The organism is Pseudomonas oryzae (genome assembly GCF_900104805.1).
GTDB classification, from domain to species: domain Bacteria; phylum Pseudomonadota; class Gammaproteobacteria; order Pseudomonadales; family Pseudomonadaceae; genus Geopseudomonas; species Geopseudomonas oryzae.
The window spans coordinates 21,592-43,796 of the sequence record NZ_LT629751.1; the positions used below are offsets into that span (position 1 = coordinate 21,592).

Here is a 22,205-nt window from a genome sequence, read left to right on the forward strand (position 1 = left end):
GGCGCGGCGGCGTAGGGCGGGCGTCGGCGGCAGGTCGGTGCAGGGGGAGGGTGGACCGGGCCCAGCCGCAGCTGGGCAGCGCTGGACAGGCTGCGCGAGTGTTTCGGGCGGCCTGATGGGCTCAGCGCCGGCCGGCGCGGAGGATCTTGCTCAGGTGGTCTTCCAGGCGACGGTGCAGCTCGGCCTCGATCTGCAGCATGTAGTCGTCGATCACTTCCTGCATGATCAGCCGCGCGGCGGCCTGCAGCTCGCGCTCGATCTGCGCCATCGGCATGGCCTCGTCGCTGGCCGCAGCCGGGCGACTGACCGGCGCTGGCGCGAGCGGCGGCGCGAGGGGCGCCGGCGGCAGTTCGACCGGCTGGGGAGCGGCCTGCAGCGGCGCCTGCTCGAGCTGTTCGGCGAGCTGCGGCTCGAGGGGCAGCGGCTCCTGCAGCAACGGAATGGCCGGCTCGCCGACCGTCTCGGTCAGCAACGGCAGTTCGTCGTTGATCAGGTCGGGCCAGGCGGCGGTTTTCGGTGGCGTGTCCATCGGTGGCTCGTGACGTTACAGGTGCAGATGCTGGGGAGCATAGCCGCGTTCGCGGTAGAAGCGGTAACTGGCGCGCAGGGCGTCGCGGGTCTGCGGGTCCTGGTTGACCACCTCGGCGATGCGCGCGAAGCGCTCGAAGAACGCCGGCACCGTGCTGGCCAGATTGATCAACAGGCCCTGCTCGCCGCCGGCGTCGGCGCCCCAGGCCAGCAGCAGCGGTGCGTCTGCACCGTCGCCGGCCAGCTGGTGGGGCACGAAGCTGGCCTGGGCGAAGCTCCACAGCCGTTCGTCGAGCGCCTCGGCCTGCGCCTGGTCCTGGCAGTTCAGGTAGATGCGGTGTCCCTCGCGCCAGGCCTTGGCGGCAAGGCGGCAGGCGTAAGTCAGGCGCTCGCCGGGGTCGCTGCCCGGCAGGATGTAGAAGTCGATGCGCTTCATCGCTCGGTGCCGGCCGGCGCGCGGGCCGGCCGGTCAGCTCTCACTTGCAGCGTTCCAGGAGGAACTGGCTGAGCAGCGGCACCGGACGACCGGTGGCGCCCTTGTCCTTGCCGCCGCTGATCCAGGCGGTGCCGGCGATGTCCAGGTGCGCCCAGTGGAACTGCTTGGCGAAGCGCGACAGGAAGCAGGCGGCGGTGATGGTGCCGGCCTTCGGCCCGCCGATGTTGGCGATGTCGGCGAACGGGCTGTCCAGCTGCTCCTGGTACTCGTCGAACAGCGGCAGCTGCCAGGCGCGGTCGGCGGCGTGCTCGCCGGCCTTGAGGATCTGTCGGATCAGCGCGTCGTTGTTGCCCAGCAGGCCGGAGGTCTGGCTGCCCAGGGCGGTGATGCAGGCGCCGGTGAGGGTGGCGACGTCGATCACCGCCTGCGGCTGGAAGCGCTCGGCGTAGGTCAGGGTATCGCACAGCACCAGCCGGCCTTCGGCGTCGGTGTTGAGGATCTCCACGGTCTGCCCGCTCATGGTGGTGACGATGTCGCCGGGGCGGGTGGCGCCGCCGCTGGGCATGTTCTCGGCGCAGGCCAAGAGGCCGACCACGTTGAGCGGCAGCTGCATCTCGACCAGGGCGCGGAAGGTGCCGAGCACGCTGGCGGCGCCGCACATGTCGTACTTCATCTCGTCCATGCCCAGGCCCGGCTTGAGGCTGATGCCGCCGGTGTCGAAGGTGATGCCCTTGCCGACCAGCACGAAGGGCTGCTCGTCCTTCTTGCCACCCTTGTACTCGAGGACGATCAGTCGCGGCGGCTGCTCGCTGCCCTGGGCCACGGCGAGGAAGGCGCCCATGCCCAGCTCCTTGAGCTTCTTCTCGTTGAGCACCTCGACCGCCAGGCTCTTGTACTGCTTGGCCAGGCTCTTGGCCTCCTCGGCGAGGAAGCTCGGGTGGCACAGGTTCGGCGGCAGGTTGCCCAGATCGCGGGTCAGCGCCATGCCGTTGGCGATCGCCTGGGCGTGGGCGGCGCCGCGTTCGGTTTCGGCGATCTCGGTGTCCTCGACCAGCAGGGTGATCTTCTTCAGCGCCGGCGCCGGCGCCTTCTCGCTCTTGAAGCGGTCGAACACGTAGCGGCCGTCGGCCAGCACCTCGACCAGCAGGCGGGTGCGCGCGTACAGGTCGCGGCCCTTGACCATCAGCTCGCCGAGGGTCAGCGCGGCGTCAGCGCCGCCGAGGGTCTTGAGCACGCCGAGGGTGGCGGAAACTACCTTGCGGAAGTTGCGGTCAGACAGCTCGCGCTCCTTGCCGCAACCGACCAGCAGGATGCGCTCGGCCTTGACCCCCGCCAGGCCGTGCAGCAGCAGGGTCTGGCCGAGCTTGCCCTCCAGGTCGCCGCGCTTGAGCAGCGCGCTCAGGGCACCCTCGCTGGCGCTGTCGACCGCGCGGGCGGCGGCGCCGAGCTTGCGGCCCTCGCCGACGGCGAGCACCAGGGTGGCGGTTTTCAGGGTTTCCGGACGGGCACTCTTGACGAGGAATTGCATGGGCGGGGGTCCCCAAGACAAACAGGCGGGTTTGCAGGATAATGCCGGCCACTTTTTTCACGGTCTCGAAGCCGCTGCAGCCAGCGCAGATGCGGCTAGTTTGAGCGTTGCGCCCCGAGCCTGACAACCCTGGAGTCGTCCCGGTTTGATCATCTTCCGTTATCTGTCCCGCGAAGTGCTGGTGACCCTCAGTGCGGTGAGCGCCGTGCTGCTGGTGATCATCATGAGCGGGCGCTTCATCAAGTATCTGGCCCAGGCGGCCCAGGGTCTGCTCGATCCGGGTGTGCTGTTCATGATCATGGGCTTTCGCCTGCCCGGCTTCCTGCAGCTGATCCTGCCCTTGGGCCTGTTCCTCGGCATCCTGCTGGCTTACGGCCGCCTGTATCTCGAGTCGGAGATGAGCGTGCTGTCGGCCGCCGGCATGAGCCGCCAGCGCCTGCTCGCCTACACCCTGGCGCCGGCCGCGCTGGTGGCGGCGCTGGTGGCCTGGCTGAGCCTGTCGCTGGCTCCACTGGGAGTGACCCGCGTCGAGCAGATCCTCAACAGCCAGGACGCCCTCACCGAGTTCGACACCCTGGTGCCGGGGCGCTTCCAGGCGCTGAAGAGCGGCTCGCGGGTCACCTACAGCGAACGCCTGTCCGCCGACGGCCGCGAGCTGGGCGGGGTGTTCATCTCCGAGCTGCGCCTGTCGCGCGACGGCGACAAGCAGCGCGGCATCAGCGTGCTGGTGGCCGAGAAGGGCCGCCAGGAGATCCGCCCCGACGGCAGCCGCTACCTGATCCTCGAGAACGGCTACCGCTACGACGGCCAGCCCGGCCAGCCCGACTACCGGGCGATCCAGTACGACCGCTACGGCGTGCTGCTGCCCAAGCCGGAGGTGGCCGGCGAGCTGAACGAGCGCGAGGGCATCCCCACCGCCGAGCTGGTCGGCAGCAAGAATCTGCGCCACCAGGCCGAGCTGCAGTGGCGGCTGTCGATCCCGCTGCTGGTGTTCGTGGTCACCGTGCTGGCCGTGCCGCTGGCGCGGGTCAATCCGCGCCAGGGCCGCTTCCTCAAGCTGCTGCCGGCGATCCTCCTGTACATGTCCTACCTGGCTCTGCTGATCGCCATGCGCGGCCAGCTGGAGAAGGGTCGCCTGCCGGTGGCGCTGGGCCTGTGGTGGGTGCACGGGCTGTTCTTCGCCATCGGCCTGCTGTTGCTGTACTGGGAGCCGCTGCGGCTGAAGTGGACGGCGCGCCGCGCCCGCAAGGAGGCCGCCCGTGGTCAGGCTTGATCGTTACATCGGTACCAGCGTGTTCCTCAGCATCCTCGCGGTGCTGGGGGTGATCGTCGGCCTGGCCCTGCTGTTCGCCTTCATCGACGAGCTGGGCGACCTGGGTGGCGAGTACGGCGTGCTCGAGGCCGCCCGTTACGTCCTGCTGACGATTCCGGCGCAGATTCACGAACTGCTGCCGATGGCGGCGCTGATCGGCTGTCTGATCGGTCTGGGCACCCTGGCCAGCAGCAGCGAGCTGACCATCATGCGCGCCGCCGGCGTGTCGCTGGCGCGCATCGTCTGGGCGGTGATGAAGCCGCTGCTGGTGCTGATGCTGGTCGGCGTGCTGATCGGCGAGTACGTCGCCCCGGTCACCGAGAACCTGGCGCAGAGCGGTCGCTCGCTGGCCCAGGGCGGTGGCGAGGCGCAGAGCACCAAGCGCGGCCTGTGGCACCGCCAGGGCGAGGAGTACGTGCACATCAACTCGGTGCAGCCCAATGGCGTGCTGCTCGGCGTCACCCGCTACCGCTTCGACGGCGAGCGCCGCCTGCAGAGCGCCAGCTTCGCCCGCCGCGCGCGCTACCAGGAAGACCACTGGCAGCTGGAGAACGTGACCACCACCCTGCTGTTCGCCGACCGCAGCGAGCAGGTCCGCCAGGCCGAGGAGCGCTGGGACGTCGAGCTCAGCCCCGAGCTGCTCGGCACCGTGGTGGTCGAACCCGATGCGCTGTCGATGACCGGGTTGTGGCGCTATATCCACTACCTTGGCGAGCAGGGCCTGAACAACAGCCAGTACTGGCTGGCGTTCTGGACCAAGGTGCTGCAGCCGCTGGTCACCGCCACCCTGGTACTGCTGGCGATCTCCTTCATCTTCGGCCCGCTGCGCTCGGTCACCCTCGGCCAGCGCATCTTCACCGGCGTGCTGGTCGGCTTCGTGTTCCGCATCGCCCAGGACCTGCTCGGCCCCTCCAGCCTGGTGTTCGGCTTCTCGCCGCTGCTGGCCGTGCTGGTGCCGGCGGGGATCTGCGCGCTGGCGGGCCTGTGGATGCTGCGCCGGGCCGGCTGAACCGGACACCACGCTGCACCCCCGGGGCCGGCCTTTGCCGGCCCTGTTCATTTCCGCGTCTGGAAATAGCGGCCCAGCAGGTCGGGGTCGTCGAAATGCGCCTCGCCTATGAAGGCCGTGGCGTGTCGTCCCCACTGGCGCATGGCGCCCGGCGAAACCACCCCCGCCGGCCACAGCAGCCAGCGCTCCAGACGCTGGCTGCCGGGCACCAGGCCGTGGACGTCGTAGAGGCTGCGCCGTCCGGCCGGATGGGCCAGGCTGCGCAGTTCGTCCAGTTCGGCCAGGCGATAGCGGTGGATGGGGTAGGGCGCCCGGCGTCCGTCCACCCACAGCAGCGCGTGGTCGTTGCCGCGTAGCCACAGGGTCGCCGCGCGGTTGCCGGCTTGCGCCAGGCGCCGGGCCAGGCGCTGCTCCGCGTCCGCCGGCTGGCGAAACTGCAGCGGCGAGTCGGCCGGCAGGAAGAACGCGTGCCAGCAGCCGCACGGATGGATGGCGTCGTACAGCAGGGCAGCGCCGTGCGCGTCCAGGGTCACCCGCCAGAGCATGCCGTCCAGTTCGCCGGCGTAGATGTCCAGCGGGCCGTCCGCCGGGCGCGCGCTGAACCACCACTGGTAGACCAGCTGCAGGTGCCAGCGACCCTCCAGGCGGCTCCAGCCGTGGTGGCGGTAGAGCACGGGGCGCCGGTCGAAGCCGCGCCGGCCGCGGGCGTCGATCCGCGGCGTGCCGGGACGGTCGGCGCTGCTCCGCGCGGCGATGCGCAGCTCCGGAGCATGACGGGCGAACAGGGCGTCGAGCTGTGCGGCATCGGCCCGGGGCAGGCCGAGGGCATCCGGATGCAGCGTCAGTGCCCGCTCCGCGAGCGGGGCAGGCGCCAGCCGGTAGCTGAGCCAGGCGGCGCTGTCCGCCGGCGCCCGTTGCGCCGCCGCCTCGCGCTGCCAGGCGGCGATGCGGTTGCGGTAGAACGGGCGCAGCAGCGGGTAGAGACCGAGGACGCGCGCCCACGGCCGATAGGCGCTGGGGACCCGGGCGGCGACAATGGCGCGGGCGAAGGCCGACGGATCCTGCGCCAGCCTGGCGATCTGGCGCTGGCGGCAGCTTGCCAGGCGAGCCTCATCCGGCAGGCCGCCCGGGCGGCCGGGCGGCAGGTTGCCGCGCTCGATGGCGCTGGCCGCGCGGTCGTTGTCGGCCAGGTAGTGCAGCCATAGTCGGCGTGTCGCCGGGCTGCTCGCGGCCCGGGGGCCGAGCGCGGCCAGCACGCGGTCGCTGCGCAGGCCGGGGAAGCCGGCAAGCCGGTGGAACTGGGCGTCGCGCACTGCGGCGGTGGCGCTCGCGAAACGGGCGAAGGCCTGGCTGCAGTCATCCTCGGGCGGCGCCGGAAGCGCGGCGCAGCCTGCCAGCACCGCGGCGCTCAGGATGGCCGCCGAGTAGATCGAACTGCGACTGCGGAAACCCATGCCGGGCCCTCATGGCGGGCGTCCGTGCGAGGGTTGCGTGCGGGCAAGGCCGTGCCCGCCCTTGCAGTCTAGTGGAGTGCGCTCAGCCCTTCTTGCGCTTGGGCAGCTGCACCACCACGCTTTCCGAGTAGCGGTCGTGCCAGGTCAGACGGTCCTTGTCCCACAGCATCCACAGGTAGCCGAGGCCGCCGGCAAGCAGGGAGATGGGGGCGATGAAGAAGCGCAGCAGCGCCTGCCACAGGTCGACGGCGCTGCCGTCGCGGTTCTGGATGCGCACGCCCCACACCTGCATGCCGAGGGTCTGGCCGTTGTGGGTCCAGAACTTGGCGAAGAAGGCGAACAGGCTGACCAGCACCAGGCTGGCGAGGATCGGGTCGTTGTCGAGCGCACCGGACTGGGACAGCGCCAGCAGCTCCTCGCCGCTGTAGATCAGGCGCAGGATGCCCTGCTGGTAGAGCAGGCCGACCACCATGACCAGGGCCACGCAGAGCAGGAAGTCGTAGAACATCGCTGCCAGGCGGCGGATCAGGCTGGCGCGGGGAAAGTCGCCCTGCGGGCGCAGCTGGTGTCTGGACATGGCGGGCTCGCTTGCAAAGGGTGCAGGCGTAAAAAAACCCGCCGGAGCGGGTTTCTCTACTATGTGGTGCCCCGAAAGAGACTCGAACTCTTACGCTGTTGCCAGCGGCGGATTTTGAATCCGCTGCGTCTACCGATTCCGCCATCGAGGCAATGGCCGCGGAGTATAGGGTTGGCGCGACGGGCGGTCAATCGACCGTTGCGCCAACCCCGGGCTCCGCCGGGTCGAGGCGGATCAGGCCTCGATCAGTTCACCTTGGGCGGCGGCGGCTTTCTGCGCAGCCTGGCTGGCGGCCTGCAGGGCGGTGAGGGCGATGGTGAAGACGATGTCGTCCACCAGCGCGCCGCGCGACAGGTCGTTCACCGGCTTGGCCAGGCCCTGCAGCATCGGGCCGACGCTCAGGCAGCTGGCGTTGCGCTGCACCGCCTTGTAGGTGGTGTTGCCGGTGTTGAGGTCGGGGAACACGAACACGGTGGCCTGCCCGGCGACCTTGCTGTTCGGCGCCTTCTGCTTGCCGACGCTGAGCACCGAGGCGGCGTCGTACTGCAGCGGACCATCGATCGGCAGCTGCGGGGCGCGCTCTTGGGCGATGCGGGTGGCCTCGGCGACCTTCTCCACCTCGGCGCCGGCACCGGAGGTACCGGTGGAGTAGCTGATCATCGCCACGCGCGGGTTGACGCCCAGGGCCACGGCGGACTCGGCGCTCTGCAGGGCGATCTCGGCCAGTTCGGTGGCGCTGGGGTTAGGGTTGACCGCGCAGTCGCCGTAGACCAGCACCTGGTCGGGCAGCAGCATGAAGAACACCGAGGACACCAGGTTGTAGCCCGGCGCGGTCTTGATCAGCTGCAGGGCCGGGCGGATGGTGTTGGCGGTGGTGTGCACGGCGCCGGAGACCAGGCCGTCGACCTCGTCGAGGGCCAGCATCATGGTGCCGATCACCACGGTGTCCTTGAGCTGCTCGCGGGCCTGCTCGGGGGTGAGGCCCTTGGACTTGCGCAGTTCGCACATCGGTGCGACGTAACGCTCGGCGATCACCTCCGGATCGAGGATCTCCAGGCCGGCCGGCAGGTTGATGCCCTGCTCGCGGGCCACTGCCGCCACCGCTTCCGGCTTGGCCAGCAGCACGCAGCGGGCGATGCCGCGCTCCTGGCAGATGGCCGCGGCGCGCACGGTGCGCGGCTCGTCGCCTTCCGGCAGGACGATGCGCTTGTCGGCGTCCTGGGCACGCTTGACCAGCTGGTAGCGGAACGCCGCCGGCGACATGCGCAGCTCGCGCGGCAGGCTGCAGCGGGTGTGCAGGTATTCCGGATGCAGGTGCTGGGCGATGAAGTCGGTGACGCGGCTGGCGCGCTCGATGTCGTCGGCCGGGGTTTCCTTGTTCAGGCCGGACAGATTGCTGGCGGTCTCGAACGAGCCGGTGTCGACGCCGAGCACCGGCAGGCCGCCGTCCAGCGCCGCCTTGCACAGGTCGAGGACGCGCTGGTCCGGGCCGAAGTCGCCGGTCAGCAGCAGGCCGGCCAGCTTGATGCCGTTGAGCGAGGCCAGGCAGGCGGCGAGGATGATGTCGTCGCGGTCGCCCGGGGTCACCACCAGCACGCCCGGCTGCAGCAGCTGGACCATGTTCGGCACGGTGCGTGCGCAGAGGATGATCTTGCCGACGCGGCGCTGTTCGGCTTCGCCGGCGTTCAGCACGCGGGCGCCGAGGGCTTCGGCGATGTCGCGGGTGCGCAGGGCATTGAGCTCCTCGGCGAACGGCACGGCGCCGAGCAGCTGGAAGGTTTCGCTGCCCAGCAGCGGCAGCTGCTGCTTGAGGCTGTCGACGAAGGCCGGCACGCCGTCGTCGCTCTTGACCTTGTTGAGGATGGTGCCGAGTACCTTGGGATCCTTGGCGCCGCCGAACAGCTGGGCCTGGATCTCGATGCGTTCGGCCATCTGCTTGAGGCTGTCGCTGCCCTGGGCGGCGACCAGGATCACCTCGGCGTCCAGGCTCTTGGCCAGCTGGGCATTGATGCGCGCGGCGTAATCGGAGTCGCGGGTGGGCACCATGCCCTCGACGATCACCACGTCCTTGCCGGCGGCGGCCTGCTGGAAGCGGCTGACCACCTCCTCGAGCAGCAGGTCCAGCTCGCCGTCGGCCAGCTGGCGCTCGACCTGGGCCAGCGGCAGCGGCTCGGGGCTGTCCAGTTGCAGGGTGCGTTCGACCAGCAGGCAGGAACGCTCGCGGCCCTGGTCGGCGGGGAAGGGCTGGGCGATCGGCTTGAAGAAGCCGACCTTGAGGCCGGTGTTCTCGAGGGCGCGGATCAGGCCGAGGCTGACGGAGTTGAGTCCACCGCCGAAGCCGGTGGGGGCGAGGAACAGAGTGTGCATGGTTTCTCCTTGGGGGAGCTGGGTGCTCAGACTCTAGAAAGCGTGATTCGGGCGCAGGCCAGCAAGACGAAACCCGACGCCGGGACGGCAGTCGGGTTTCGCTGGGTGGTCACGCTCCGCTCTGCATGCGCAGTCGGCTGGCTCAGGCGTCGAGCAGCGCGAGGGTGTCCAGGGCGATCTGGCGCTCCTCGTTGGTCGGCACGACCATGATGCGCGGGCTGCCTTCGGCCTGGATTTCGCCGGCCACGCCGCGGGTGCAGCGGGCGTTGGCGTCGGCGTCGACCTTGAAGCCGAGCAGCTTGAGGTGGTCCAGGGTGCGCTCGCGGACCACGGCGGAGTTCTCGCCGATGCCACCGGTGAACACCAGGCCGTCGAGGCGCGGCAGGGCGCAGCCCATGGCGGCCAGCGACTTGGCCAGGCGGTAGCAGAACACCTCGAAGGCCAGCATGGCGCCCGGGTGGCCGGCCTGGCGGGCTTCGGTCAGGGTGCGCATGTCGTTGGACAGGCCGGACAGGCCCTTCAGGCCGCTCTCCTTGTTGAGCATGGCGTCGATCTTGGCCAGATCCCAGCCCAGGGTGTTGTGCAGGAAGTTGTGCAGGCTGGGGTCGACGTCGCCGCTGCGGGTGCCCATCACCAGACCTTCCAGCGGGGTCAGGCCCATGCTGGTGTCGCGGCTCTCGCCGTTGACCACGGCGCAGGTGGAGCAGCCGTTGCCCAGGTGGGCGACCAGCCAGCTGCTGTTCTCCACCGGCAGGCCGGCCAGTTCGGCGGCGCGCTTGCTGACATAGCGGTGGCTGGTGCCATGGAAGCCGTAGCGGCGGACACCGTATTCCTTGTAGAGGAGGTCCGGCACGGCGTAGCGGTAGGCGTGCTCCGGCATGCTCTGGTGGAAGGCGGTGTCGAACACGCCGACCTGCGGCAGCTGGGGGAACAGGTTCATGGCGGCATGGATGCCGCTCAGGTTCGCCGGGTTGTGCAGCGGTGCCAGCTGGATGTTGGCCTCGATGCCGGCCAGGGTGTCATCGTTGAGCAGGGTGGAGGCGAAGAACTTCTCGCCGCCATGCACCACGCGGTGACCGATGCCGTCCAGATGGCCGCCGGCGGCTTCCTCGACGCGCGGCAGGATCTGGGCGAGAGCCGCCTGGTGGTCGGCATCCGGGACGCTCACGCTTTCCTTGCCGTTGGCGTTCTCGAAGTGGATGACGGCTTCCGGGCTGCCGAGGCGCTCGGCCAGGCCCTGCAGCGGGAAGCTGCTCTGCGCCTCGTTCACCAGGGCGAACTTGATGGACGAGCTACCGCAGTTGATCACCAGAATGTTGCGGGCGGACATGAGGGCTCCTGAAATCGTGTCGCGAGGAGACCACGCACGCGCGACGGTCACCTCAAGTTAACTTTTTATGGTTGGGGTGCCCGGCGTTCTTGTGGAACATGGACTGATCAGGGATGTCGTTATCCTGACATGTGGGGTTTATACCCGCCGTTCTTCTTTAGTCGAATCAAAACCCCCGACAAGTAGGGGATATTCCGGGCGCTCGGCGGGCCCCGTCGCGTGGCGGCTGCAGCGCATTTCCGGTAAGCTGTGCGGCCTTTCGAGAGTCCCCCGATGCGTGTTGCAGACTTCCATTTCGAGCTTCCCGATCAGCTGATCGCGCGCCATCCGCTGGCCGAGCGCCGCGCCAGCCGCCTGCTGGTGCTGGACGGCCCGAGCGGCGAACTCAGCCACCGGCAGTTTCCCGACCTGCTGGGCTACCTGCGCCCCGGCGACCTGATGGTGTTCAACGACACCCGGGTGATACCCGCGCGGCTGTTCGGCCAGAAGGCCTCCGGCGGCCGCCTGGAGATCCTCGTCGAGCGCCTGCTCGACAGCCATCGCGTGCTGGCCCACGTGCGCGCCAGCAAGTCGCCCAAGCCGGGCAGCCTGATCCACATCGACGGCGGCGGCGCCGCCGAGATGCTGGCGCGCCATGACGCGCTGTTCGAGTTGCGCTTCGCCGAGCCGGCGCTCGAGCTGCTCGAGCGCGTCGGCCACATGCCGCTGCCGCCGTACATCGACCGTCCCGACGAGGCGGCCGACCGCGAGCGCTACCAGACCGTCTACTCCGACAAGGGCAAGGCCGGGGCGGTGGCCGCGCCCACCGCCGGACTGCACTTCGACGACGCGCTGCTCGCCGCGATCCGCGCCAAGGGCGTCGACACCGCCTTCGTCACCCTGCACGTCGGTGCCGGCACCTTCCAGCCGGTGCGCGTCGAGCGCATCGAGGACCACCACATGCACAGCGAGTGGCTGCAGGTCGGCCAGGACGTGGTGGATGCGGTGGCGGCCTGCCGGGCGCGTGGCGGCCGGGTGATCGCGGTGGGCACCACCAGCGTGCGCTCGCTGGAGTCGGCGGCGCGCGACGGGGTGCTCAAGCCGTTCAGCGGCGACACCGACATCTTCCTCTACCCGGGGCGGCCGTTCCATGTGGTCGACGCCCTGGTCACCAACTTCCACCTGCCCGAGTCGACCCTGCTGATGCTGGTCTCGGCCTTCGCCGGCTACCCGGAAACCATGGCCGCCTACCGTGCGGCGGTGGCCGAGGGCTACCGCTTCTTCAGCTACGGCGACGCCATGTTCATCACCCGCAATCCCGCCCCGCGCGGCCCCGAGGAAACCCCATGAGTCACATGTCCTTCGAGCTGCTGGTCACCGACGGCAAGGCCCGTCGCGGTCGCCTGACCTTCCCCCGCGGGGTGGTCGAGACGCCGGCGTTCATGCCGGTGGGCACCTACGGCACGGTCAAGGGCATGCTGCCGCGCGACGTCGAGGCGATCGGCGCGCAGATCATCCTCGGCAACACCTTCCACCTGTGGCTGCGGCCGGGCACCGAGGTGATCAAGAAGCACGGCGACCTGCACGACTTCATGCAGTGGCACGGGCCGATCCTCACCGACTCCGGCGGCTTCCAGGTGTTCAGCCTCGGCGCGATGCGCAAGATCAAGGAGGAGGGGGTGTACTTCTCCTCGCCGGTGGACGGCGCCAAGGTGTTCATGGGGCCCGAGGAGTCGATGCAGGTGCAGCGCGACCTCGGTTCGGACATCGTGATGATCTTCGACGAGTGCACGCCCTATCCGGCCGACGTCGATACCGCGCGGCGCTCCATGGAACTCTCGCTGCGCTGGGCGAAGCGCTCGAAGATCGCCCACGAGGGCAATCCGGCGGCGCTGTTCGGCATCGTCCAGGGCGGCATGCACGAGGACCTGCGCCTGCGCTCGCTGGAGGGTCTGCTGGAGATCGGCTTCGACGGCCTGGCCATCGGCGGCCTGTCGGTGGGCGAGCCCAAGGAGGACATGATCCGCATCCTCGATTTCCTGCCGCCGCAGCTGCCGGCTGACAAGCCGCGCTACCTGATGGGCGTCGGCAAGCCGGAGGACCTGGTCGAGGGCGTGCGTCGTGGCGTCGACATGTTCGACTGCGTGATGCCGACGCGCAATGCGCGCAACGGCCACCTGTTCACCGAGACCGGGGTGATCAAGATCCGCAACGCCGTGCACAAGCACGACGATGCGCCGCTGGATCCGGCCTGCGACTGCTATACCTGTCGCAATTTCTCCCGCGCCTACCTGCATCATCTGGACAAGTGCGGCGAAATGCTGGGTAGCATGCTGAATACCATTCACAATTTGCGACATTATCAGCGCCTCATGGCTGGTTTGCGCGGCGCCATCGCCCAAGGTACATTGGCCGCCTTTGTCGCCGACTTCTATGCGCGCCGCGGCTTGCCCGTGCCGCCGCTGGACTGAATTTCCCCTTAGCAGATCTCGCAACAGGAGTAGTACATGAGCTTTCTGATCTCCGCCGCCCATGCCGCCGATGCCGCCGCTCCGGCCGGTGCCCCGCCGGGAGGCGAGTACGTGCAGTTCCTCATGCTGGCCGGCTTCGTGGTCATCTTCTACCTGCTGATCTGGCGTCCGCAGGCCAAGCGCGCCAAGGAGCACAAGAACCTGATCGGCGGCCTGCAGAAGGGTGACGAGGTGGTGACCTCCGGCGGCATCGCCGGCAAGGTGGTCAAGGTCGCCGACGACTTCGTGGTGCTCGAGGTCTCCGACACCGTCGAGCTGAAGATCCAGAAGATGGCCATCGCCGCCGCCCTGCCCAAGGGCACCCTGAAGGCCATCTGAGTTTTCTTCCTTCCTTACTCACGGGGCACGCAAGGTGCCCCGTGTTGCAAACGGGCTGTGTCATGCTCAACAAGTATCCCCTGTGGAAATATCTGCTGATCCTGGTGGTGCTCGGAGTCGGCTTCATCTATTCCGCACCCAACCTGTATCCCGACGATCCGGCTGTCCAGCTGACCGGTGCCAGCACCGCGCTGAAGGTCGGCCAGGCCGAGCTCGATCGCGCCGAGCAGGCGCTCAAGGACGCCGGCATCGCGGTCAAGGCCGGCAGCCTCGGTGACAAGGGTGCGCTGCTGCGCCTGACCCGCCAGGAAGACCAGCTGCCGGCCAAGGACGTGGTGCGCCGCGCCCTCGGTGACGACTACGTGGTCGCGCTGAACCTGGCGCAGACCACGCCGGAATGGCTGCGCCAGCTGGGCGCCAGCCCGATGAAGCTGGGTCTCGATCTTTCCGGCGGCGTGCACTTCCTCCTCGAGGTCGACATGGACAAGGCCGTGACGGCGCGTCTGAATGTCTACGAGGGTGAGGTGAAGAGCCTGCTGCGCAAGGAGCGCGTACGCTATCGCTCGCTGCCCGTGCAGGACGGCGCCATTCAGCTCGGCTTCACCGACGAGGCCGCCCTGGACGAGGCCGAGAGCCTGATCCGCAAGACCTACAACGAATTCGACCTGCAGCGTGGCGAGCGCAACGGCCTGCAGGTGTTGCGTCTGGCGCTGAGCCAGACCAAGCTCGCGGAAATCCGCGAGTACTCGATCAAGCAGAACCTCACCACCGTGCGCAACCGCGTCAACGAGCTGGGCGTCGCCGAGCCGCTGGTGCAGCGCCAGGGCGCCAGCCGCATCGTGGTCGAGCTGCCCGGCGTGCAGGACACCGCCGAGGCCAAGCGCATCCTCGGCAAGACCGCCAACCTGGAGTTCCGCCTGGCCGCCGACGCCGATGCCTCGCGCGCCAGCACCGAGACCTTCGAGTTCCGCGAGGAAGGGCGTCTGCCGGTGGAGCTGGAACGCAGCGTGATCATCACCGGTGACCAGGTCACCGACGCGCAGGCCAGCTTCGACGAGAACGGTCGCCCGCAGGTCAACATCCGCCTCGACGGCCGTGGTGGCGACCTGATGAACCGCGCCACCCGCAGCAACGTCGGCCGCAGCATGGCGGTGGTGTTCATCGAGCAGAAGCCGGTGACCCGCTACGTCAAGCAGACCGTCGATGGCGTGGAGAAGGAAGTCGCGGTTTCCGCGTTCAAGGAAGAGAAGAAGATCATCAGCCTGGCGACCATCCAGTCGCCGCTGGGCAACAGCTTCCGCATCACCGGTCTCGACGGTCCGGGCGAGTCCTCGGAACTGGCCCTGCTGCTGCGTGCCGGTGGTCTGGCCGCGCCGATGTACTTCGCCGAGGAGCGCACCATCGGCCCGAGCCTGGGTGCCGAGAACATCGAGCTGGGCATCCAGGCGGCGCTGTGGGGCTTCCTGTTCGTCGCCCTGTTCATCGTCGCCATCTACCGGTTCTTCGGCATCCTGGCCACCGTTGCCCTGGGCTTCAACATGGTGGTGCTGGTGGCGCTGATGTCGCTGCTCGGCGCCACCCTGACCCTGCCCGGTATCGCCGGCATCGTGCTGACCATGGGCATGGCGGTGGACGCCAACGTGCTGATCTTCTCCCGTATCCGCGAGGAGATCGCCAACGGCATGTCGATCCAGCGCGCCATCCACGAAGGCTTCGACCGCGCCTTCAGCGCGATCCTCGACGGCAACCTGACCACCCTGCTGGTCGGCGCCATCCTGTTCGCCATGGGTACCGGCCCGGTCAAGGGCTTCGCCGTGACCATGTCGCTGGGCATCATCACCTCGATGTTCACCGCGATCGTGGTGACCCGCGGCATGGTCAACCTGATGTTCGGTGGCCGCAACATCAAGAAGTTGTGGATCTGAGGACTGCGCACGATGAAACGCGTGATCAATTTCATGGGCATCCGGCACGTCGCCTTCGCGCTGACCGTGCTGCTGACCCTGGGCTCGCTGGCCAGTCTGGCGATCAAGGGGCTGAACTTCGGCCTCGACTTTACCGGCGGTACGCTGATCGAGCTGTCCTACGAGCAGCCGGCGCAGCTCGACAAGGTGCGCGGCCAGCTGCAGCAGGCCGGCTACGCGGAGGCGGTGGTGCAGAGCTTCGGCGCCAGCACCGACGTGCTGGTGCGCCTGCAGGGCGACGACCCGCAGCTGGGCAACCAGCTGGCCGAGGCGCTGCGCAAGGTCAGCGCCGACACGCCGTTCACCCTCAAGCGCGTCGAGTTCGTCGGTCCGCAGGTGGGTGAGGAACTGCGCGACCAGGGTGGCCTGGGCATGCTGCTGGCGCTCGGCGGCATCCTGGTCTACGTGGCCTTCCGCTTCCAGTGGAAGTTCGGCTTCGGCGCCATCGTCTCGCTGATCCACGACGTGATCGTCACCCTCGGCGTGTTCAGCCTGTTCCAGATTCCCTTCGATCTGACCGTGCTGGCGGCGGTGCTGGCGATCATCGGCTACTCGCTGAACGACACCATCGTGGTGTTCGACCGTATCCGCGAGAACTTCCGCGTGCTGCGCAAGACCGAGCTGATCGACAACATCAACATCTCCACCACGCAGACCCTGCTGCGCACCATGGCCACCTCGCTGTCGACCCTGCTGGCCATCGTCGCGCTGATGGTGTTCGGCGGCGAGAGCCTGTGGGGCTTCTCCCTGGCGCTGTTCATCGGCGTCTCGGCGGGCACCTACTCATCGGTGTACATCGCCAGCATCCTGCTGATCTGGCTGAAGCTGACCCGCGACGACCTGATTCCGCCGGTGGTCGAGGACGAGGTGGACGAGCGGCCGTAGTAAGGCGCCTTGTCCGGGTGAAGAAAGCGCCTGCGGGCGCTTTTTTCATGTCCGGCGGAATGCGCGTATGAAAAAACCGGCGCGCGAGCCAGCAGCAGTCTTGTAGAGGGGCAGCGGCGTACCCCACCAAGGATGCCACCAGGCTTCCGCCTTGCCGGCCTTGCGGCTGGTCGGTGGGTTACGGCCTGCGGGGTGCGAGCAATAAAAAACCCGGCGCGCGGGCCGGGTTTCTTGTGCCGTAGTCGGCCGATCAGCGCTTGAGTGCCGGCGGCAGGTGCGGCTGGATGGCGGTGAGCACCGCCTTGAAGCACTTGGTGTTGCCCGCGACCACGTGGCCCTTTTCGAGGAATTCGTGGCCGCCGGTGAAGTCGCTGACCAGGCCGCCGGCTTCCTGCACCAGCAGGGCGCCCGCAGCCATGTCCCACTCGGACAGGCCGAACTCCCAGAAGGCATCGAAGCGGCCGGCGGCGACGTAGGCCAGGTCCAGGCTGGCGGCGCCGGCGCGGCGGAGGCCGGCGGTCTGGCCAACCAGGCTGCGGAACATGCCCAAGTAGCTGTCCAGGTGGTCGAGCTGGCTGTCGCGGAACGGGAAGCCGGTGCCGAGCAGGGCGCCTTCCAGGCCCTTGCGGTTGCTGACGCGCAGGCGCTTGCCGTTGAGGGCGGCGCCGCGGCCGCGGCTGGCGGTGAACTCTTCCTGGCGGATCGGATCGAGGACCACGGCGTGCTCGACGCGGCCGCGGTACTTGCAGGCGATGCTCACGGCGAAGTGCGGCAGGCCGTGGATGAAGTTGGTGGTGCCGTCCAGCGGATCGATGACCCACAGGTAGTCGGCACCGTCGCCCTGGCCCGGCTGCAGACCGCTTTCCTCGGCGAGGATGCCGTGGTTGGGGTAGGCTTTGCGCAGCACCTGAATGATGGTCTGTTCGGCGGCGCGGTCGACCTCGGTCACGTAGTCCTTGGCATCCTTCTCGTTGACCGAGAGCACATCCAGGCGTTCGAGCGAGCGGAAGATGAGTTCGCCGGCACTGCGGGCCGCGCGCAGCGCGATATTCAGCATGGGCTGCATGGAAGGTTCACCTGGGCTGTTAAAGAAAGCCGGACATTCTAACAGAAAAGCGCAGGCCATGAAGGGCGCGTGGCGCCGGCGGCGGTGCTTGGGTAAGATTCGTGTCCTTTTTTCCGGGGTGGGAGAGCGAGCGTGCTCGACAGGATTCGCGTGGTGCTGGTCAATACCAGTCATCCGGGCAACATCGGTGGTACGGCGCGGGCCATGAAGAACATGGGCCTGTCGCGCCTGGTGCTGGTGCAGCCCGAGGAGTTCCCCAGCGGCGAAGCCAACGCACGGGCCTCGGGGGCTACCGATATCCTCGAGGCGGCCGTGGTGGTCGACACGCTGGAGGAGGCGCTGGCCGGCTGCAGCCTGGTGCTCGGCACCAGTGCGCGCGACCGGCGCATCCCCTGGCCGCTGCTCGATCCGCGCGAGTGCGCGCAGAAGAGCCTGGAGCATGTCGAGCTGGGCGGCGAGGTGGCGCTGGTGTTCGGTCGCGAATACGCCGGGCTGACCAACGAGGAGCTGCAGCGCTGCCAGTATCACGTGCACATCCCGGCCAATCCCGAGTTCAGCTCGCTGAACCTGGCCACCGCCGTGCAGGTGCTGGTCTACGAGGTGCGCATGGCCTGGCTGGCGCTGCAGGGGCAGCCGACCAAGGTGGAGAAGCTGGAGACCACCGCCATGCTCGATGCGGTGCCGGTCACCGCCGACGAGCTGGAGCTGTTCTATCGGCACCTGGAGGAGACCCTGGTGCAGATCGACTTCCTCGATCCGGAAAAGCCGCGTCACCTGATGGCCCGTCTGCGTCGCCTGTACGGGCGCTGCGGGATCAGCAAGCTGGAAATGAACATCCTGCGCGGTATCCTCACAGAAACCCAGAAGGCAGCCCGTGGCGAGCTGCACAAGCGGAGAGATGACTGATGTTCGAGCGCATGCGAGAAGACATCCAGAGCGTATTCCATCGCGATCCGGCGGCGCGCAACACCCTCGAGGTGCTGGTCTGCTACCCGGGGCTGCACGCGGTGTGGCTGCATCGCGTGGCGCACTGGCTGTGGTGCGCCGAGTGGAAGCTGCTGGCGCGCCTGGTGTCGCACATCAGCCGCTGGCTGACTGGCATCGAGATCCATCCGGGGGCGAAGATCGGCCGGCGCTTCTTCATCGACCACGGCATGGGTATCGTCATAGGCGAGACCGCCGAGATCGGCAATGACGTCACCCTCTACCACGGCGTGACCCTGGGCGGCACCAGCTGGAACAAGGGCAAGCGCCACCCGACCCTGGAGGACGGCGTGATCGTCGGCGCCGGGGCGAAGATCCTCGGTCCGTTCACCGTCGGCGCCGGCGCCAAGATCGGCTCCAACGCGGTGGTCACCCGCCCGGTGCCGGCCGGCGCCACCGCGGTGGGTATCCCGGGGCGGATCATCAGCAAGGGCGACGACGAGCAGGAGGCTCGGCGCAAGGCGATGGCCGAGAAGATCGGCTTCGATGCCTACGGCGTCAGCCAGGACATGCCCGATCCGGTGGCGCAGGCCATCGGCCAGCTGCTCGACCACCTGCAGGCGGTGGACGATCGCCTCGAGGGCATGTGCAAGGCGCTGACCGCATTGGGTAGCGACTACTGCGCGAAGAAGCTGCCGGAGCTGCGCAACGAGGACTTCGCCGGCGTCAAGCCGCAGGGTGGCGAGGTGGCCGGCGAAGCCGTGCCGGCGGCGCCGCGCGCTCAGGATTGAGGTGCGCGCGCGGGGGAACTGCTATAAGATCCTCCGCGCGCTTTCGTCGCACCGCCTTTATCCGAGCGAAACGCTCGGTCTTTTAGTTGACTGCTTTACTCGGAAAATTGCATACTTCGTGCACTTTCCGAACCATCGCGGTACAAGCCCATGCGACTGACCACCAAAGGCCGTTACGCCGTGACTGCCATGCTCGATCTCGCGCTGCACGCGCAGAACGGGCCGGTGTCCCTCGCCGACATCTCCGAGCGGCAGGGCATTTCCCTGTCCTATCTCGAACAGCTGTTCGCCAAGCTGCGCCGTGGCAGCCTGGTCAGCAGCGTGCGCGGCCCCGGCGGCGGCTACCAGCTGTCGCGCGACATGGCCAGCATCGACGTGGCCCAGGTGATCGACGCGGTCAACGAATCGGTCGACGCCACCCGCTGCCAGGGCAACGGCGGCTGCCACGAAGGCGATGTCTGCCTGACCCACCACCTGTGGTGCGGCCTCAGCGACCGTATCCATGAATTCCTCAGCGGCATCAGCCTCGCCGACCTGGTCCAGCGCCAGGAAGTGCAGAACGTTGCCCTGCGCCAGGACCAGCGTTGCCAGCAGAATGGCAAGGCGCTGTCGCCCCAGCTTGAAAAGATCGAAGCGTCCGCCATCGATTGATGCCGCGAGCGCCAGCCTGACAGGAGAGACCTGATGAAATTGCCGATCTACCTGGATTATTCCGCGAGCACGCCGGCCGACCCGCGCGTGGCGCAGAAGATGTGCGAGTGCCTGACCATGGATGGCAACTTCGGCAACCCGGCCTCGCGTTCGCACGTGTTCGGCTGGAAGGCCGAGGAGGCGGTGGAGAACGCCCGCCGCCAGGTCGCCGAGCTGGTCAATGCCGACCCGCGCGAGATCGTCTGGACCTCCGGCGCCACCGAGTCCGACAACCTGGCGATCAAGGGCGTCGCGCACTTCTACAGCGGCAAGGGCAAGCACATCGTCACCTCCAAGATCGAGCACAAGGCGGTGCTGGACACCACCCGCCAGCTCGAGCGCGAAGGTTTCGAGGTCACCTACCTGGAGCCGGGCGAAGACGGCATCATCACTCCGGCGATGGTCGAGGCGGCGCTGCGCGAGGACACCATCCTCGTCTCGATCATGCACGTCAACAACGAGATCGGCACCGTCAACGACATCGCCGCCATCGGCGAGCTGACCCGCTCCCGCGGCATCCTGTTCCACGTCGACGCCGCGCAGTCGACCGGCAAGGTGGAGATCGACCTGGAGACCATGAAGGTCGACCTGATGTCGTTCTCCGCGCACAAGACCTACGGTCCCAAGGGCATCGGCGCTCTCTACGTGCGCCGCAAGCCGCGCGTGCGCCTCGAGGCGCAGATGCACGGCGGCGGCCACGAGCGCGGCATGCGCTCGGGCACCCTGGCAACCCACCAGATCGTCGGCATGGGCGAGGCGTTCCGCATCGCCAAGGAAGAGATGGCCGCCGAGAACGTGCGCATCAAGGCCCTGGCCGATCGTTTCCAGGCCCACCTGGAGGGCATGGAAGAGGTCTACCTGAACGGCAGCGCCAGCGCGCGCGTGCCGCACAACCTCAACCTCAGCTTCAACTACGTCGAGGGCGAGTCGCTGATCATGGCGCTCAAGGATCTCGCCGTGTCGTCCGGCTCGGCCTGCACCTCGGCGTCCCTGGAGCCGTCCTACGTGCTGCGCGCCCTGGGCCGCAACGACGAGCTGGCGCACAGCTCGATCCGCTTCACCTTCGGCCGCTTCACCAGCGAGGAAGAGGTCGACTACGCCGCCGCCAAGGTGCGCGAGGCGGTGACCAAGCTGCGCGAGCTGTCGCCGCTGTGGGACATGTTCAAAGAAGGCGTCGACCTGTCCAAGGTCGAGTGGCAGGCGCACTGACGCCCAAGATTCAGCGAGGAAAACCGCCATGGCATACAGTGACAAGGTCATCGACCACTACGAAAACCCGCGCAACGTCGGCAAGATGGACGCCGAAGATCCCAACGTCGGCACCGGCATGGTTGGCGCGCCGGCCTGCGGCGACGTCATGCGCCTGCAGATCAAGGTCAACGACGACGGCGTGATCGAAGACGCCAAGTTCAAGACCTACGGCTGCGGTTCGGCGATCGCCTCCAGCTCCCTGGCCACCGAGTGGATGAAGGGCAAGACCCTGGACGAGGCCGAGTCGATCAAGAACACCGAGCTGGCCGAGGAACTGGCCCTGCCGCCGGTGAAGATCCACTGCTCGGTGCTCGCCGAGGACGCCATCAAGGCGGCCGTGCGCGACTACAAGCAGAAGAAAGGTTTGCTCTGAGGAGCACGGGAACAGAGGAGGCGCTATGGCCATCAGCATGACCGAAGCCGCGGCACGCCATGTGCAGCGCTCGCTGGAAGGACGGGGCAAGGGCGAGGGCATCCGCCTCGGGGTGCGTACCACCGGCTGCTCCGGCCTGGCCTACGTGCTGGAGTTCGTCGATGAACAGGCGCCCGAGGACATGGTGTTCGAGAGCTTCGGCGTCAAGGTGTTCATCGACCCGAAGAGCCTGTCCTATCTCGACGGCACCGAACTCGACTTCACCCGCGAGGGGCTGAACGAAGGCTTCAAGTTCAACAACCCCAACGTGCGCAGCGAGTGCGGCTGCGGCGAAAGCTTCAACGTCTGAGGCCGCCGGTGAGTACCTGCCATTTCGCCCTGTTCGATCTGCAGCCGGCGTTCACCATCGATCTCGACCAGCTCGCGGTGCGCTACCGCGAGCTGGCCCGGGAAACCCACCCCGACCGCTTCGCCGATGCCTCGCCGCGCGAGCAGCGCCAGGCGCTGGAGCGCGCCGCCCAGCTCAACGACGCCTACCAGACCCTGAAGAGTCCCAGTCGTCGCGCCTACTACCTGCTGGGTCTGCGTGGCGAGCAGCCGCCGCTGGAAGCGACGGTGCAGGACCCCGAATTCCTCATGCAGCAGATGATGCTGCGCGAAGAGCTCGAGGAGCTGCAGGACAGCGCCGACCTGGACGGTGTCGCTGTCTTCAAACGCCGGCTCAAGTCGGCCCAGGCTGCGCTGGAGCAGTCCTTCACCGTCTGCTGGGACGTTCCCGCCGAGCGCGCGCAGGCCGAGCGCCTGATGCGTCGCATGCAGTTCCTCGACAAGCTGGCCCTTGAGGTGCGTGAGCTGGAAGAGCGCCTCGACGATTAACCCGCGCCTCCTGCAA

The 22,205-nt window shown here is 68.1% G+C and carries 22 protein-coding genes and 1 tRNA gene; 14 read left to right on the forward strand and 9 right to left on the reverse strand.

The window, feature by feature from the left end; translation table 11 throughout:
- Positions 1–121: 121 nt before the first annotated feature.
- The 3 genes from BLT78_RS00120 to BLT78_RS00130 are packed head-to-tail and all read right to left on the reverse strand — an operon-like array spanning position 122 to position 2,492.
- Entirely contained in the window at positions 122–529 is a 408-nt protein-coding gene (locus BLT78_RS00120; RefSeq protein ID WP_090347035.1) for a hypothetical protein, read from the reverse strand.
- Positions 530–544: 15 nt separating this feature from the next.
- A complete protein-coding gene (locus BLT78_RS00125) occupies positions 545–964 on the reverse strand; it encodes a DNA polymerase III subunit chi (RefSeq protein ID WP_090347036.1) in 420 nt (139 codons plus the stop codon).
- A gap of 40 nt (positions 965–1,004) precedes the next feature.
- Complete coding sequence (locus BLT78_RS00130; protein ID WP_090347037.1) at positions 1,005–2,492, reverse strand: leucyl aminopeptidase; 1,488 nt, start codon at positions 2,490–2,492, stop codon at positions 1,005–1,007.
- 145 nt (positions 2,493–2,637) lie between these two features.
- Between BLT78_RS00130 and lptF the strand changes: the two genes are divergently transcribed.
- Positions 2,638–3,765, forward strand: a complete 1,128-nt coding sequence (gene lptF / locus BLT78_RS00135; protein WP_090347038.1) for an LPS export ABC transporter permease LptF — start codon at positions 2,638–2,640, stop codon at positions 3,763–3,765.
- Positions 3,752–4,813 carry an LPS export ABC transporter permease LptG gene (lptG, locus tag BLT78_RS00140; protein ID WP_090347039.1) on the forward strand — a complete coding sequence of 354 codons (1,062 nt, stop codon included), beginning with the start codon at positions 3,752–3,754 and terminating at the stop codon, positions 4,811–4,813. Before lptF ends, lptG begins: the two co-directional genes overlap by 14 nt.
- A gap of 47 nt (positions 4,814–4,860) precedes the next feature.
- On the opposite strand, the gene BLT78_RS00145 is transcribed toward lptG, so the two are convergent.
- The 5 genes from BLT78_RS00145 to BLT78_RS00165 form a co-directional block, all read right to left on the reverse strand.
- The gene (locus tag BLT78_RS00145; protein WP_090347040.1) at positions 4,861–6,267 is read right to left on the reverse strand and encodes a hypothetical protein; all 1,407 of its coding nucleotides are present in this window, start codon (positions 6,265–6,267) and stop codon (positions 4,861–4,863) included.
- Positions 6,268–6,349: 82 nt separating this feature from the next.
- Complete coding sequence (locus BLT78_RS00150) at positions 6,350–6,844, reverse strand: RDD family protein (protein WP_090347041.1); 495 nt, start codon at positions 6,842–6,844, stop codon at positions 6,350–6,352.
- Positions 6,845–6,908: 64 nt separating this feature from the next.
- A tRNA-Leu gene (locus tag BLT78_RS00155) sits at positions 6,909–6,995 on the reverse strand.
- A gap of 83 nt (positions 6,996–7,078) precedes the next feature.
- The gene (gene pta, locus BLT78_RS00160; protein WP_090347042.1) at positions 7,079–9,211 is read right to left on the reverse strand and encodes a phosphate acetyltransferase; all 2,133 of its coding nucleotides are present in this window, start codon (positions 9,209–9,211) and stop codon (positions 7,079–7,081) included.
- A 142-nt stretch (positions 9,212–9,353) separates the two neighbouring features.
- Positions 9,354–10,541 carry an acetate kinase gene (locus tag BLT78_RS00165; RefSeq protein ID WP_090347043.1) on the reverse strand — a complete coding sequence of 396 codons (1,188 nt, stop codon included), beginning with the start codon at positions 10,539–10,541 and terminating at the stop codon, positions 9,354–9,356.
- A 273-nt stretch (positions 10,542–10,814) separates the two neighbouring features.
- On the opposite strand from BLT78_RS00165, the gene queA reads away from it, so the two are divergent.
- From queA to secF, 5 genes are all read left to right on the forward strand, one after another.
- Positions 10,815–11,870, forward strand: a complete 1,056-nt coding sequence (queA, locus tag BLT78_RS00170) for a tRNA preQ1(34) S-adenosylmethionine ribosyltransferase-isomerase QueA (protein WP_090347044.1) — start codon at positions 10,815–10,817, stop codon at positions 11,868–11,870.
- 5 nt (positions 11,871–11,875) lie between these two features.
- Positions 11,876–12,991, forward strand: a complete 1,116-nt coding sequence (gene tgt, locus BLT78_RS00175) for a tRNA guanosine(34) transglycosylase Tgt (RefSeq protein WP_090352053.1) — start codon at positions 11,876–11,878, stop codon at positions 12,989–12,991.
- A gap of 36 nt (positions 12,992–13,027) precedes the next feature.
- A complete protein-coding gene (yajC, locus tag BLT78_RS00180) occupies positions 13,028–13,369 on the forward strand; it encodes a preprotein translocase subunit YajC (RefSeq protein WP_090347045.1) in 342 nt (113 codons plus the stop codon).
- Between the two features lie 62 nt (positions 13,370–13,431).
- On the forward strand, positions 13,432–15,294 hold the full coding sequence (secD, locus tag BLT78_RS00185; RefSeq protein WP_090347046.1) for a protein translocase subunit SecD: 1,863 nt from the start codon (positions 13,432–13,434) through the stop codon (positions 15,292–15,294).
- 12 nt (positions 15,295–15,306) lie between these two features.
- The gene (gene secF, locus BLT78_RS00190) at positions 15,307–16,218 is read left to right on the forward strand and encodes a protein translocase subunit SecF (protein WP_090347047.1); all 912 of its coding nucleotides are present in this window, start codon (positions 15,307–15,309) and stop codon (positions 16,216–16,218) included.
- Between the two features lie 250 nt (positions 16,219–16,468).
- Here secF and suhB read toward each other — a convergent pair whose 3' ends face one another.
- Positions 16,469–17,284 (reverse strand): type III secretion system regulator SuhB, encoded by an 816-nt coding sequence (suhB, locus tag BLT78_RS00195; protein ID WP_090347048.1) that lies wholly within the window; start codon positions 17,282–17,284, stop codon positions 16,469–16,471.
- Positions 17,285–17,416: 132 nt separating this feature from the next.
- Between suhB and trmJ the strand changes: the two genes are divergently transcribed.
- The 7 genes from trmJ (at position 17,417) to hscB (ending at position 22,189) form a co-directional block, all read left to right on the forward strand.
- Positions 17,417–18,190, forward strand: a complete 774-nt coding sequence (gene trmJ, locus BLT78_RS00200; RefSeq protein WP_090347049.1) for a tRNA (cytosine(32)/uridine(32)-2'-O)-methyltransferase TrmJ — start codon at positions 17,417–17,419, stop codon at positions 18,188–18,190.
- Positions 18,190–18,999, forward strand: coding sequence for a serine O-acetyltransferase (gene cysE, locus BLT78_RS00205; RefSeq protein WP_090347050.1), 810 nt, complete (start codon positions 18,190–18,192; stop codon positions 18,997–18,999). The genes trmJ and cysE overlap by 1 nt, the downstream gene beginning before the upstream one ends.
- A 150-nt stretch (positions 19,000–19,149) precedes the next feature.
- Positions 19,150–19,650, forward strand: coding sequence for a Fe-S cluster assembly transcriptional regulator IscR (gene iscR, locus BLT78_RS00210; protein ID WP_090347051.1), 501 nt, complete (start codon positions 19,150–19,152; stop codon positions 19,648–19,650).
- A gap of 33 nt (positions 19,651–19,683) precedes the next feature.
- Positions 19,684–20,898 carry an IscS subfamily cysteine desulfurase gene (locus tag BLT78_RS00215; protein ID WP_090347052.1) on the forward strand — a complete coding sequence of 405 codons (1,215 nt, stop codon included), beginning with the start codon at positions 19,684–19,686 and terminating at the stop codon, positions 20,896–20,898.
- Positions 20,899–20,926: 28 nt separating this feature from the next.
- Positions 20,927–21,313 carry a Fe-S cluster assembly scaffold IscU gene (gene iscU, locus BLT78_RS00220; protein ID WP_090347053.1) on the forward strand — a complete coding sequence of 129 codons (387 nt, stop codon included), beginning with the start codon at positions 20,927–20,929 and terminating at the stop codon, positions 21,311–21,313.
- A 25-nt stretch (positions 21,314–21,338) separates the two neighbouring features.
- On the forward strand, positions 21,339–21,662 hold the full coding sequence (iscA, locus tag BLT78_RS00225; RefSeq protein ID WP_090347054.1) for an iron-sulfur cluster assembly protein IscA: 324 nt from the start codon (positions 21,339–21,341) through the stop codon (positions 21,660–21,662).
- Between the two features lie 8 nt (positions 21,663–21,670).
- Positions 21,671–22,189 (forward strand): co-chaperone HscB, encoded by a 519-nt coding sequence (gene hscB, locus BLT78_RS00230; protein ID WP_090347055.1) that lies wholly within the window; start codon positions 21,671–21,673, stop codon positions 22,187–22,189.
- Positions 22,190–22,205: the final 16 nt, after the last annotated feature.

Coding starts and splice junctions, on each gene's coding strand:
- BLT78_RS00145 (WP_090347040.1), bottom strand. CDS start 6,267: ATGGGTTTCCGCAGTCGCAGTTCGATCTACTCGGCGGCCATCCTGAGC.
- pta (WP_090347042.1), bottom strand. CDS start 9,211: ATGCACACTCTGTTCCTCGCCCCCACCGGCTTCGGCGGTGGACTCAAC.
- BLT78_RS00165 (WP_090347043.1), bottom strand. CDS start 10,541: ATGTCCGCCCGCAACATTCTGGTGATCAACTGCGGTAGCTCGTCCATC.
- secF (WP_090347047.1), top strand. CDS start 15,307: ATGAAACGCGTGATCAATTTCATGGGCATCCGGCACGTCGCCTTCGCG.
- iscA (WP_090347054.1), top strand. CDS start 21,339: ATGGCCATCAGCATGACCGAAGCCGCGGCACGCCATGTGCAGCGCTCG.
- cysE (WP_090347050.1), top strand. CDS start 18,190: ATGTTCGAGCGCATGCGAGAAGACATCCAGAGCGTATTCCATCGCGAT.
- iscR (WP_090347051.1), top strand. CDS start 19,150: ATGCGACTGACCACCAAAGGCCGTTACGCCGTGACTGCCATGCTCGAT.
- secD (WP_090347046.1), top strand. CDS start 13,432: ATGCTCAACAAGTATCCCCTGTGGAAATATCTGCTGATCCTGGTGGTG.
- BLT78_RS00150 (WP_090347041.1), bottom strand. CDS start 6,844: ATGTCCAGACACCAGCTGCGCCCGCAGGGCGACTTTCCCCGCGCCAGC.
- BLT78_RS00120 (WP_090347035.1), bottom strand. CDS start 529: ATGGACACGCCACCGAAAACCGCCGCCTGGCCCGACCTGATCAACGAC.
- yajC (WP_090347045.1), top strand. CDS start 13,028: ATGAGCTTTCTGATCTCCGCCGCCCATGCCGCCGATGCCGCCGCTCCG.
- queA (WP_090347044.1), top strand. CDS start 10,815: ATGCGTGTTGCAGACTTCCATTTCGAGCTTCCCGATCAGCTGATCGCG.
- iscU (WP_090347053.1), top strand. CDS start 20,927: ATGGCATACAGTGACAAGGTCATCGACCACTACGAAAACCCGCGCAAC.
- BLT78_RS00130 (WP_090347037.1), bottom strand. CDS start 2,492: ATGCAATTCCTCGTCAAGAGTGCCCGTCCGGAAACCCTGAAAACCGCC.
- tgt (WP_090352053.1), top strand. CDS start 11,876: ATGTCCTTCGAGCTGCTGGTCACCGACGGCAAGGCCCGTCGCGGTCGC.
- BLT78_RS00125 (WP_090347036.1), bottom strand. CDS start 964: ATGAAGCGCATCGACTTCTACATCCTGCCGGGCAGCGACCCCGGCGAG.
- BLT78_RS00215 (WP_090347052.1), top strand. CDS start 19,684: ATGAAATTGCCGATCTACCTGGATTATTCCGCGAGCACGCCGGCCGAC.
- suhB (WP_090347048.1), bottom strand. CDS start 17,284: ATGCAGCCCATGCTGAATATCGCGCTGCGCGCGGCCCGCAGTGCCGGC.